Origin of the sequence: Pseudomonas sp. PS01299 (assembly GCF_029960145.1) — a bacterium.
Lineage (GTDB): Bacteria > Pseudomonadota > Gammaproteobacteria > Pseudomonadales > Pseudomonadaceae > Aquipseudomonas > Aquipseudomonas putida_A.
The window spans coordinates 1-12,304 of sequence record NZ_JASCPO010000018.1 but is presented as its reverse complement, the minus strand read 5'-3'; the positions used below and the strand labels follow the sequence as shown (position 1 = coordinate 12,304).

10 protein-coding genes are annotated in these 12,304 nt (G+C 61.8%); 9 read left to right on the top strand and 1 reads right to left on the bottom strand.

What is annotated here, in order from left to right; genetic code table 11:
* Positions 1 to 3: 3 nt before the first annotated feature.
* The 9 genes from murD (at position 4) to lpxC (ending at position 10,483) form a co-directional block, all read left to right on the top strand.
* Positions 4 to 1,350 (top strand): UDP-N-acetylmuramoyl-L-alanine--D-glutamate ligase, encoded by a 1,347-nt coding sequence (murD, locus tag QMX91_RS06030; RefSeq protein WP_282412410.1) that lies wholly within the window; start codon positions 4 to 6, stop codon positions 1,348 to 1,350.
* Positions 1,351 to 1,352: 2 nt separating this feature from the next.
* Positions 1,353 to 2,564, top strand: coding sequence for a putative lipid II flippase FtsW (gene ftsW / locus QMX91_RS06025; RefSeq protein WP_171061850.1), 1,212 nt, complete (start codon positions 1,353 to 1,355; stop codon positions 2,562 to 2,564).
* Complete coding sequence (gene murG, locus QMX91_RS06020; RefSeq protein WP_027612180.1) at positions 2,554 to 3,624, top strand: undecaprenyldiphospho-muramoylpentapeptide beta-N-acetylglucosaminyltransferase; 1,071 nt, start codon at positions 2,554 to 2,556, stop codon at positions 3,622 to 3,624. Before ftsW ends, murG begins: the two co-directional genes overlap by 11 nt.
* Complete coding sequence (murC, locus tag QMX91_RS06015) at positions 3,617 to 5,077, top strand: UDP-N-acetylmuramate--L-alanine ligase (protein WP_025109285.1); 1,461 nt, start codon at positions 3,617 to 3,619, stop codon at positions 5,075 to 5,077. Before murG ends, murC begins: the two co-directional genes overlap by 8 nt.
* Positions 5,074 to 6,048, top strand: coding sequence for a D-alanine--D-alanine ligase (locus QMX91_RS06010; RefSeq protein ID WP_027612179.1), 975 nt, complete (start codon positions 5,074 to 5,076; stop codon positions 6,046 to 6,048). Before murC ends, QMX91_RS06010 begins: the two co-directional genes overlap by 4 nt.
* 4 nt (positions 6,049 to 6,052) lie before the next feature.
* Complete coding sequence (locus QMX91_RS06005) at positions 6,053 to 6,919, top strand: cell division protein FtsQ/DivIB (protein ID WP_007961636.1); 867 nt, start codon at positions 6,053 to 6,055, stop codon at positions 6,917 to 6,919.
* Between the two features lie 15 nt (positions 6,920 to 6,934).
* The gene (ftsA, locus tag QMX91_RS06000; RefSeq protein ID WP_003228014.1) at positions 6,935 to 8,194 is read left to right on the top strand and encodes a cell division protein FtsA; all 1,260 of its coding nucleotides are present in this window, start codon (positions 6,935 to 6,937) and stop codon (positions 8,192 to 8,194) included.
* 68 nt (positions 8,195 to 8,262) lie between these two features.
* Positions 8,263 to 9,459, top strand: a complete 1,197-nt coding sequence (gene ftsZ, locus QMX91_RS05995) for a cell division protein FtsZ (protein WP_007961637.1) — start codon at positions 8,263 to 8,265, stop codon at positions 9,457 to 9,459.
* Positions 9,460 to 9,571: 112 nt separating this feature from the next.
* Positions 9,572 to 10,483: a UDP-3-O-acyl-N-acetylglucosamine deacetylase gene (gene lpxC, locus QMX91_RS05990; protein ID WP_007961638.1), complete on the top strand. Its 912-nt coding sequence runs from the start codon at positions 9,572 to 9,574 to the stop codon at positions 10,481 to 10,483.
* A gap of 176 nt (positions 10,484 to 10,659) precedes the next feature.
* Here the strand turns inward: lpxC and QMX91_RS05985 are convergent, their stop codons facing one another.
* Positions 10,660 to 12,168, bottom strand: a complete 1,509-nt coding sequence (locus tag QMX91_RS05985) for a sensor domain-containing diguanylate cyclase (RefSeq protein WP_282412409.1) — start codon at positions 12,166 to 12,168, stop codon at positions 10,660 to 10,662.
* Positions 12,169 to 12,304: the final 136 nt, after the last annotated feature.

The following is a 12,304-nucleotide window of genomic DNA, read 5'->3' as shown; positions in this document are numbered from 1 at the left end:
CGAGTGTCTCTGATCGCTTCTGACCACTTCCGCATCGTTGTCGGCCTCGGCAAGAGCGGCATGTCCCTGGTTCGCTTCCTGGCGAACCGGGGCGTGTCGTTTGCCGTCGCCGATACGCGGGACAATCCACCGGAACTGGCCACGCTCAAGCGTGACTATCCGCACGTGGAAGTGCGTTGTGGCGAGCTGGACGTCGAATTCCTGTGCCGTGCCGACGAGCTCTACGTGAGCCCTGGCCTGGCGCTGGCGACCCCGGCCCTGCAAGCCGCTGCCGCCCGTGGCGTGAAAATGGCCGGCGACATCGAGTTGTTCGCGCGTAACGCGCGGGCGCCGATCGTGGCCATCACCGGTTCCAACGCGAAGAGCACCGTCACCACTCTGGTCGGCGAGATGGCGGCTGCGGCCGGCAAGCGCGTCGCGGTGGGCGGCAACCTCGGTACGCCAGCACTGGAATTGCTCAGCGATGACGTCGAGCTGTACGTGATGGAGCTGTCGAGCTTCCAGCTGGAAACCACCGACCAGCTCAACGCTGAAGTGGCCACCGTGCTCAACATCAGCGAAGACCACATGGACCGCTACAGCGGCCTGCCAGCGTATCACCTGACCAAGCACCGGATCTTCCGTGGTGCGAAGCAGTTCGTGGTCAACCGTCAGGATGCACTCAGCCGTCCGCTGATCGGCGAGGGCCAGCCATGCTGGACCTTCGGCCTGAACAAACCGGATTTCAAGGCCTTCGGCCTGCGCGAAGAAGACGGCGAGAAATACTTGGCCTTCGAGTTCCAGAACCTGATGCCGGTGCGCGAACTGAAAGTGCGCGGCGCGCATAACCAGGCCAATGCCCTCGCGGCGCTGGCGCTGGGGCATGCGGTCGGCCTGCCGTTCGATGCCATGCTTGATGCCCTGCGTAACTTCACCGGCCTCGAACACCGCTGCCAGTGGCTGCGTGATCTCGACGGCGTCGGTTACTACAACGATTCCAAGGCCACCAACGTCGGCGCCGCTCTGGCTGCCATCGAAGGCCTCGGTGCGGACATCGACGGCAAGGTCGTGCTGATCGCCGGTGGTGATGGCAAGGGGGCCGAGTTCAAGGATATGCGTGATCCGGTGGCGGCCAACTGCCGCGCCGTGATCCTGATGGGCCGCGACTCGGACAAGATCGGCGAGGCCATCGGTGACGCCGTGCCACTGATTCGCGCGACCTCGCTGGTCGACGCCGTTGCGCAGTGCCGCGCAGTCGCCCAGCCGGGTGACGTAGTGCTGCTGTCGCCGGCCTGCGCCAGTTTCGACATGTTCAAGAATTACGAAGACCGTGGTCACCAGTTCGTCCGCGCCGTGGAGGATCTGGCATGAGCCTGCGCAATATCATCAAGCCGTACCCGTCGCCGATCATCACCGGCCGTGGCATCGACCTCGACTTCCCGATGCTCGCCGGTTGCCTGGCGCTGCTGGGCCTGGGCCTGATCATGATCGCCTCGGCCTCCACCGAAGTGGCGGCGGCGCAGTCGGGCAGCGCGCTGTACTACATGATTCGCCACCTGATCTATGTGGCGCTGGGCCTGGGTGCCTGCATCATCACCATGATGATTCCGATTGCCACCTGGCAGCGTCTGGGCTGGATGATGCTGATCGGCGCATTCGGTCTGCTGGTGATGGTGATCGTCCCGGGGATCGGCCGTGAAGTGAACGGGTCGATGCGCTGGATCGGTTTCAGCTTCTTCAACGTTCAGCCGTCCGAGATCGCCAAGGTGTTTGTGGTGATCTACCTCGCCGGTTATCTGGTGCGTCGGCAGAAAGAAGTGCGCGAGAGCTGGATGGGCTTCTTCAAGCCGTTCATCGTGCTGCTGCCGATGGCGGGTCTGTTGCTGATGGAGCCGGACTTCGGTGCCACCGTGGTAATGATGGGGGCGGCGGCAGCGATGCTGTTCCTCGGCGGAGTCGGGCTGTTCCGCTTCTCGCTGATGGTGGTTCTCGCAGTCGGGGCCGTGGTCTTGCTGATTCAGATGCAGCCCTACCGGATGGCGCGTCTGACTAACTTCGCCGACCCGTGGGCCGACCAGTTCGGCGCGGGTTATCAGTTGTCGCAGGCGTTGATTGCCTTCGGTCGCGGTGAGTGGCTGGGCGTTGGCCTGGGCAACAGCGTGCAGAAACAGTTCTACCTGCCTGAAGCGCACACCGACTTCGTGTTCTCCGTACTTGCCGAAGAGCTGGGTGCGGTGGGTTCGCTGTGCACCGTGGCGCTGTTCGTCTTCGTCTGTATTCGCGGCATGTACATCGGTCTGTGGGCCGAGAAGGCCAAGCAGTTCTTCGCCGCTTATGTGGCTTACGGTCTGTCGTTCCTGTGGATCGGTCAGTTCCTGATCAACATCGGCGTGAATGTCGGCCTGTTGCCGACCAAGGGCCTGACCCTGCCGTTCCTCAGCTATGGCGGTAGTTCCCTGGTGATCTGCTGTGCCTGCCTCGGCTTGTTGCTGAGGATCGAGTGGGAGAGTCGAACCCACCTGGGCAGTGAAGAGATGGAGTTCCATGAGAGCGACTTCGCCGAGGAGCCGAACCATGGGCGCTAACGTATTGATCATGGCCGGCGGCACCGGCGGCCACGTGTTCCCGGCGCTGTCCTGTGCCCGTGAATTCCAGGCGCGCGGCTACACCGTGCACTGGCTCGGCACGCCCCGCGGAATCGAAAACGAACTGGTGCCGGCTGCAGGTCTTGAACTGCATCGCATCAACGCCACCGGATTGCGTGGCAAGGGCAAGCTGTCGCTGCTCAAGGCACCGTTCATGTTGCTCAAGTCGGTGTGGCAGGCGCGGGCGGTGATTCGCAAGTTGCGTCCAGTCTGCGTGGTCGGCTTCGGTGGTTATGTGACCGGGCCTGGCGGGATTGCCGCGAAACTGGCCGGTGTGCCGGTGATCGTTCACGAGCAGAACGCCGTGGCCGGCACCGCCAATCGGTTGTTGGTGCCGTTCGCCGCCCGGGTGTGTGAAGCATTCCCCGACACCTTTACTCTGTCGGACACCCGCCGTACCACCGGAAACCCGGTGCGCAGCGAGCTGTTCCTCGAAACATCGCGACCGGCTCTGGCCGGGCGCAAAGCGCGTTTGCTGATCCTCGGCGGAAGCCTGGGCGCAGAACCGTTGAACAAGTTGCTGCCTGAAGCCCTGGCGCAAGTCCCTGCCGATTTGCGTCCGGAAGTGTTTCATCAGGCCGGCAAAAACCACGATGAAGTGACTGCAGAGCGCTACCGCGCCGCCGGCGTGGATGCGCAGGTGCAGCCCTTTATCAAAGACATGGCCCAGGCCTATGGCTGGGCTGACCTGGTGGTGTGCCGCGCTGGCGCGCTGACCATCAGTGAGCTGGCTGCCGTTGGTCTGCCCTCGATGCTGGTGCCTTTGCCCCACGCGATCGACGATCACCAGACCCGCAACGCCGATTATTTGGCCCGTGAAGGCGCTGCCTTCGTGATGCCGCAAAGAACGACTGGTGCCGCGGACCTTGCCGCGCGCCTGACAGAGGTCTTGATGCAACCGCAACGACTCGAAGAAATGGCCCAAGCGGCCCGCCGTCTGGCCAAACCCGATGCCACCCGTAGCGTGGTCGATACCTGCCTGGAGGTGGCCCATGGTTGAGAATCAGAAAGCCATGCCACAACCGGAAATGCGCCGCATCCGTCGCATCCACTTCGTCGGTATCGGCGGCGTGGGCATGTGCGGCATCGCTGAAGTGTTGCTGAACCTGGGCTATGAAGTGTCCGGTTCCGACCTGAAGGCTTCGCCGGTGACCGAGCGTCTGGAATCGTTCGGCGCGCACATCTATATCGGCCACCGTGCCGAGAACGCTGCCACCGCCGACGTACTGGTGGTCTCCAGCGCCGTCAACACCTCCAACCCGGAAGTGGCGACCGCTCTTGAGCGCCGCATCCCGGTGGTACCGCGTGCCGAGATGCTCGCCGAGCTGATGCGCTATCGCCACGGCATCGCCGTCGCCGGCACCCACGGCAAAACCACCACCACCAGCCTGATCGCTTCGGTGTTCGCCGCCGGAGGCCTGGACCCGACTTTCGTTATCGGTGGCCGTCTGAATGCCGCGGGCACCAATGCCCAGCTCGGCACCAGCCGCTACCTGATCGCCGAAGCCGATGAAAGCGATGCGAGCTTCCTGCACTTGCAACCGCTGGTGGCCGTGGTCACCAACATCGACGCCGACCACATGGCGACCTACGACGGTGACTTCAACAAACTGAAGAAAACCTTCGTCGAGTTCCTGCACAACCTGCCGTTCTACGGTTTGGCGGTGATGTGCCTGGACGATCCGGTGGTGCGTGAAATCCTGCCGCTGGTCAAGCGTCCGACCGTGACCTACGGCTTCAGCGAAGACGCCGACGTGCGTGCCATCAATGTGCGTCAGCAGGGCATGCAGACCTTCTTCACCGTGCTGCGCCCGGATCGCGAGCCGCTGGACGTGTCCGTGAACATGCCAGGCAACCACAACGTGCTCAACTCGCTGGCGACCATCTGCATCGCCAGCGACGAAGGGGTCAGCGACGAAGCCATCGTCCAGGGCCTTTCCGGGTTCCAGGGCGTTGGCCGACGCTTCCAGGTCTATGGCGAACTGCCGGTGGACGGCGGCAACGTGATGCTGGTCGACGACTACGGTCACCACCCGACCGAAGTCGCGGCCGTGATCAAAGCCGTGCGCGGTGGCTGGCCGGAGCGCCGTCTGGTGATGGTCTACCAGCCGCACCGTTACAGCCGCACCCGTGACCTGTACGACGATTTTGTCAATGTACTGGCCGATGCCAACGTGCTGCTGCTGATGGAAGTCTATCCGGCCGGCGAAGAACCGATCCCGGGCGCGGACAGCCGCAAGCTGTGCAACAGCATCCGTCAGCGTGGTCAGCTCGACCCGATCTACATCGAGCGCGGTGTCGACCTCGCGCCGCTGGTCAAGCCGCTGCTGCGTGCCGGCGACATCCTGCTGTGCCAGGGTGCCGGGGATATCGGCGGTCTCGCGCCGAAGCTGTTGAAAAGTGAATTGTTCGCCGGCGCCGTGGCGGCGTCGGTCGAGGGGAAGTTGAAATGACTGCTGCCTACGCCAACCTGTTCTCCACCATCGCGCCGAAAGATTTCGGCCGTGTCGCCGTGCTGTTCGGTGGCATGAGTGCCGAGCGTGAGGTTTCGCTGAAATCCGGTAACGCCGTGCTCGACGCGCTGCAAAGCGCGGGCGTGGACGCGTTCGGGATCGACGTCGGCGAGGATTTTCTGCAGCGTCTGCTGAATGAAAAGATCGACCGCGCGTTCATCATTCTCCACGGTCGTGGCGGTGAAGACGGCTCGATGCAGGGCCTGCTCGAATGCGCCGGTATTCCTTACACCGGCAGCGGCATCCTCGCTTCGGCACTGGCGATGGACAAACTGCGCACCAAGCAGGTCTGGCACAGCCTCGGGATTCCGACGCCGCGTCACGCCGTGCTGTGCAGCGAAGCCGATTGTATTTCCGCGGCGACGGAACTGGGCTTCCCTTTGATCGTCAAACCGGCGCATGAAGGTTCAAGTATCGGGATGGCCAAAGTGAGTTCTGCGTCCGAGTTGATCGACGCATGGAAAGCGGCCAGTACCTACGATTCGCAAGTCTTGGTTGAACAATGGATTCAAGGTCCGGAGTTCACCATCGCCACCCTGCGTGACCAGGTGTTGCCTCCTATCGCCCTGGGTACACCGCACACGTTCTACGACTACGACGCCAAGTACATCGCCAACGATACCCAGTACCGCATTCCGTGCGGACTGGATGCCGCCAAGGAACAGGAACTCATGGATCTCACGGCCAAGGCCTGTGAGGCGCTGGGTATTGCCGGTTGGGGCAGGGCGGACGTGATGCAGGACGCCGACGGACAGTTCTGGTTCCTGGAAGTGAACACCGCACCGGGCATGACCGATCACAGCCTGGTGCCGATGGCGGCCCGTGCTGCCGGTCTGGACTTCCAGCAACTGGTTCTGGCCATTCTGGCCGCCAGTGTTGAAGGCTCCGGTAACACAGAGGCGCGAGGTTAAGACCATGCAAGGCGCTCATCTCAGACATCAGCCACCCGCACCCGGCCGCAAGCCGGTGCCGCGGGGTGCCAGCCGAATGGTGGCCAAAGAGCCGATGTCCGCGCGCCTGCCGAAAGCCAATTTCGGCTTTCTGAAAAGCCTGTTCTGGCCGGTGCTGCTGGTGGCGCTCGGGTTCGGTACCTACGAAGGCGCGCAGCGTTTGCTGCCGTATGCCGACCGGCCGATCACCAAGATCGCCGTGCAGGGCGACCTGAGCTACATCAGTCAGCAAGCGGTGCAGCAGCGAATCGCCCCGTACGTGGCGTCGAGCTTCTTCACCATTGATCTGGCCAGTATGCGTACCGAGCTTGAGCAGATGCCCTGGATCGCCCACGCCGAAGTACGCCGGGTGTGGCCGGATCAGGTGGTGATCCGCCTCGAAGAGCAACTGCCGGTGGCCCGTTGGGGCGACGAGTCGCTGCTCAACAACCAGGGTCAGGCCTTCACGCCAAAGGAGTTGGCGAACTACGAACACCTGCCACAGCTGTTCGGCCCACAACGGGCCCAGCAGCAAGTGATGCAGCAGTATCAGGTGCTGAGCCAGATGCTCCGGCCGCTGGGCTTCTCAATCGCGCGCCTGGAACTGCGTGAACGTGGCAGCTGGTTCCTGACCACCGGTGCCGGCAGCTCCGGCCCCGGCATCGAGTTGCTGCTGGGACGCGGCAACCTGGTGGAAAAGATGCGCCGCTTCATTGCCATCTATGACAAGACGCTTAAAGACCAGATTACGAACATTGCGCGCATCGATCTGCGCTACGCCAACGGCCTCGCTGTTGGCTGGCGGGAACCAGTAGCGCCGACGACAGCCCAACCCGCTGTCGCAAAGAATTAAGAAGAGGCAGGACCCATGGCAAACGTGCAAAGCGGCAAAATGATCGTCGGTCTGGATATCGGCACCTCCAAGGTGGTGGCGCTGGTAGGCGAGGTCGCGGACGACGGCACGCTGGAAATCGTCGGTATCGGTACTCACCCGTCCCGCGGCCTGAAGAAGGGCGTGGTGGTGAACATCGAGTCCACCGTGCAATCGATCCAGCGCGCGATCGAAGAAGCCCAACTGATGGCGGGCTGCCGCATTCACTCGGCTTTCGTCGGCGTGGCCGGCAATCACATCCGCAGCCTGAACTCCCACGGCATCGTGGCGATTCGTGATCGCGAAGTGAGCTCGGCTGACCTGGAGCGCGTACTCGACGCCGCCCAGGCCGTGGCGATCCCGGCTGACCAGCGCGTGCTGCACACCCTGCCGCAGGATTACGTGATCGATAACCAGGAAGGCGTCCGCGAGCCTCTGGGCATGTCCGGCGTCCGTCTGGAAGCCAAGGTTCACGTGGTCACCTGCGCCGTCAATGCTGCCCAGAACATTGAAAAATGCGTGCGTCGCTGCGGTCTGGAAATCGACGACATCATTCTCGAGCAACTGGCCTCGGCCTACTCGGTACTGACCGACGACGAAAAAGAGCTGGGCGTGTGCCTGGTCGACATCGGCGGCGGCACCACCGACATCGCGATCTTCACCGAAGGCGCGATCCGCCACACCGCGGTGATCCCGATTGCCGGCGATCAGGTGACCAACGACATCGCCATGGCGTTGCGCACCCCGACCCAGTACGCCGAAGAGATCAAGATCCGCTACGCCTGCGCCCTGGCCAAACTGGCCGGTGCCGGCGAAACCATCAAGGTGCCGAGCGTTGGCGACCGTCCACCGCGCGAACTGTCGCGTCAGGCCCTGGCCGAAGTGGTCGAGCCGCGTTACGACGAACTGTTCACCCTGATCCAGGCCGAGCTGCGTCGCAGCGGCTACGAAGACCTGATCCCGGCGGGCATCGTCCTGACCGGCGGTACGTCGAAGATGGAAGGTGCCACCGAACTGGCCGAAGAAATCTTCCACATGCCGGTGCGCCTGGGCGTGCCGCATGGCGTGAAGGGCCTGGATGACGTGGTGCGCAATCCGATTTATTCCACTGGCGTGGGCTTGTTGATGTACGGCCTGCAGAAGCAGTCCGACGGGATCTCGTTCTCGGGCATCGGCAGCCGCGACAGTTACAGCAACGATGAGCCACAGGCGCCGTTGCTGGACCGATTGAAGAAGTGGGTTCAAGGCAACTTCTAACGCTTTACCGCAACACCGCTACAAAAATGCAGTAGGCGAAAAAACTAGAGAATGTAAGGAGAGGGAAAATGTTCGAACTCGTAGACAACATCCCCGCAAGCCCGGTAATCAAAGTTATCGGTGTTGGCGGTGGCGGCGGCAACGCTGTCAACCACATGGTCAAGAGCAACATCGAAGGCGTCGAATTCATCTGCGCCAACACTGATGCTCAAGCGCTGAAAAACATCGGCGCGCGCACCATCCTGCAACTGGGCACCGGCGTGACCAAAGGTCTCGGCGCTGGCGCCAACCCTGAAGTAGGTCGTCAGGCCGCTCTCGAAGACCGTGAGCGCATTGCCGAAGTCCTGCAGGGCACCAACATGGTGTTCATCACCACTGGCATGGGCGGCGGTACCGGTACCGGTGCTGCACCGATCATCGCCGAAGTGGCCAAGGAAATGGGCATCCTGACCGTTGCGGTCGTGACCCGTCCGTTCCCGTTCGAAGGCCGCAAGCGTATGCAGATCGCCGACGAAGGCATCCGCATGCTCTCCGAAAGCGTCGACTCGTTGATCACTATCCCCAACGAGAAGCTGCTGACCATCCTCGGTAAAGACGCAAGCCTCTTGTCGGCTTTCGCCAAGGCTGACGACGTACTGGCCGGTGCCGTTCGCGGTATCTCCGACATCATCAAGCGTCCGGGCATGATCAACGTCGACTTCGCCGACGTGCGTACCGTGATGAGCGAAATGGGCATGGCGATGATGGGCACTGGCTGCGCCAGCGGTCCGAACCGTGCGCGTGAAGCGACCGAAGCGGCCATCCGCAACCCGCTGCTGGAAGACGTGAACCTGCAAGGTGCACGCGGCATCCTGGTGAACATCACCGCCGGTCCTGACCTGTCCCTGGGTGAGTACTCCGACGTGGGTAGCATCATCGAAGCCTTCGCTTCCGAGCACGCAATGGTCAAGGTCGGTACCGTTATCGATCCGGACATGCGCGACGAACTGCACGTCACCGTGGTTGCCACCGGTCTGGGCGCGAAAATCGAGAAGCCTGTGAAGGTCATCGACAACACCGTTCACACCTCCATGGCTGCCGCTCAGGTTCAACAACCGGCTCCTGCGCGTCAGGAAGCTCCGGCGGTGAACTACCGTGACCTGGACCGTCCGACCGTCATGCGCAACCAGGCTCAGGCCGGTGCTGCGACTGCCGCGAAGATGAACCCGCAGGACGATCTGGATTACCTGGACATCCCGGCATTCCTGCGTCGTCAGGCCGATTGATGGAATGTATCAGGGCTATGACGGTGATTGGTGTTCAGCAAAGGCTCGGTCTGCTATTATCGCCAGCCTTTGTTGATACCAGTTCGCAATTTGCGCTGAAGCGGCCCAAGCCATGATTAAACAACGCACACTGAAAAATATTATCCGTGCCACAGGTGTAGGCCTGCATTCCGGGGAGAAGGTCTACCTGACCCTCAAGCCTGCGCCTGTCGACACTGGCATTGTGTTTTGTCGCGCTGACCTCGACCCTGTGGTGCAGATTCCTGCCCGCGCGGAAAACGTCGGTGAAACCACTATGTCGACGACGCTGATCAACGGCGACGTCAAAGTGGACACGGTAGAGCACTTGCTCTCGGCCATGGCTGGCCTGGGCATCGATAACGCCTACGTCGAGCTCTCCGCGTCCGAAGTCCCGATCATGGATGGCAGCGCTGGACCGTTCGTATTCCTGATTCAATCGGCTGGCCTGGAAGAGCAGGACGCCGCCAAGAAATTCATCCGCATCCTGCGTGAAGTGACAGTGGAAGACGGCGACAAGCGCGCCACTTTCGTCCCTTTCGAAGGGTTCAAGGTGAGCTTCGAGATCGATTTCGATCACCCGGTTTTCCGGGACCGCACCCAAAGTGCAAGCGTGGATTTTTCCAGCACTTCGTTCGTAAAAGAAGTCAGCCGCGCCCGTACTTTCGGTTTCATGAGTGATATCGAGTACCTGCGCAAGCACAACCTCGCACTCGGCGGCAGCGTTGAAAACGCGATCGTGGTTGATTCCGATGGTGTACTGAACGAAGACGGCCTTCGCTACGAAGACGAATTCGTGAAGCACAAGATCCTCGATGCGATTGGCGACCTGTACCTGCTGGGTAACAGCCTGATTGGTGAGTTCAAAGGCTTCAAGTCCGGTCATGCACTGAACAACCAGCTGCTGCGCAAGTTGATTGAGCAGACAGATGCGTGGGAAGTCGTGACGTTCGAAGACGCCAGCACTGCACCGATCTCTTACATGCGCCCGGTTGCGGCGGTGTAAGTAAAAAACCTCTCTAGTTTTTTGAAGGCCATCCTCGGATGGCCTTTTTTTATGCCTGCAATTTTTGTGTTGCCTGGGCTGGCCTCTTCGCGAGCAAGCTCGCTCCCACATTTGGAATGCGTTCCCCTGTAGGAGTGAGCCTGCTCGCGATAGGGCCGGTGAAGCCAATACACCTGTCAGCCAGCCACCACCACCCGATTGCGCCCACCTTCTTTGGCCTGATACAGCGCCTTGTCCGCCGCAAACAGCAGTTGTTCCAGCGACATCTCGACCACCGCCGTCCAGGTGCTGATACCGATACTGACGGTCATCGCCACGTCCGCGCCCTGGACCCTCGGCATCTGCTCGACCGCCTGGCGGATATGTTCGGCAATCTGTCGCGCGCCGCTGCTGTCGGTTTCAGCGAGGATCACCGAGAACTCTTCGCCGCCGTAACGGGCGACCAGATCCCCTGGTCGTCGCACGTTCGCCGTGATTTCCCTGGCCAGTTCGCGCAGCGCCTGATCACCGGCCTGATGCCCATGCCGGTCGTTGAAGGCCTTGAAGTGGTCGGCATCGATCATCATCACCGACAGCGGCTTGCCCGAACGCTGGGCGCGGAACCATTCGTGGCGCAGCGACTGATCGAGCATCCGCCGGTTGGCCACGCCGGTCAGCGCATCGGTGGCGGCCAGTTGCGCCAGTTCACGTTCGGCGCGCTGGCGCAGGCGCAGCTCACGGGCAAGTAGCCAGGTCAGCCACAGCAGCCCGGCACACAGCACGCCGGTGGCGCCGCTGATCAACAGCGCGGTGCGGCGCCAGGTGCCGAACACCTCATCACTGGAGAGCGCGACCATCACCGTCAACGGCAGATTGCCGACCCGCGAATAGGTGTAAAGCCGTTGCTGATGATCCATGCTCGAAGTGCTGGTGAAACTGCCACTGCCGTCCTTGTCGCCGAGAATCCGCACCACGTTGGGCCGGTTGCCGAAACTCTTGCCGATGGAGTCGCTTTGCAGATAAGGCTTCTGCGCCAGCAGCACGCCGTCGCTGTTGATGATGTTCAGCGTGCTGTCTTTGCCGATATCGAGGCTGTTGAACAACTGATCGAAGTAGTCGAGTTTCATCGACGCCACCGCCACACCGGCGAACTCACCGGTGTCCGAGGAGATCCGTCGGCTGAAGCTGATGCGCCATTGATTGGCTTCGTCGCAATCGCAGCGGGTCTTGAACGGGCGGCTGATAAACATGCCGGTATCGCGGTTGAAGGCGTGGGCGAGGAAATAATCGCGGTCGGCGAAGTTGCCCGGTTTGGGTTCGATGCGTGATGAGTCGGCGACCACATCGCCGTGCTTGTCGAGCAGCAGGATGTCGCCCTTGAAGCGCGCGGTGGTCGAGCGGTCGAACAGCGCCAGATGGCGGATCTGCGGGGTGACGTCGCGCAGATCATCACGCTGGGCGGCGGCGATCAGGCCTTGCAAGGTCAGGTCGTACAGCTCGACTGTGCGCAGGACGTCGGCGTCGATCAACTGGGCGATGGTGGTGGCACTGCGGGTGGCCGCTTCCTGAGCGTTGGCGTGCTCACGAATCAGCAGAAAAGTGACGATGCACAGAATCGCGATCACGGTCAGCGAACTGCCGCAGATCAGCAGCAATTCGGGGCGTCCGGTCTTGCCCGCCAGAGGTGGGGTACGGCTCGCGATCATGATGGGGGCTGTCGGTTGGGAGGATCTTATTAGCGTAGTTGCATCAAGTCAGTGACGGTATTCCATTGTGGGAGCGGGCTTGCTCGCGAATGCGCCGTGTCATTCAACATTGATGTCGACTGATGCAGCGCATTCG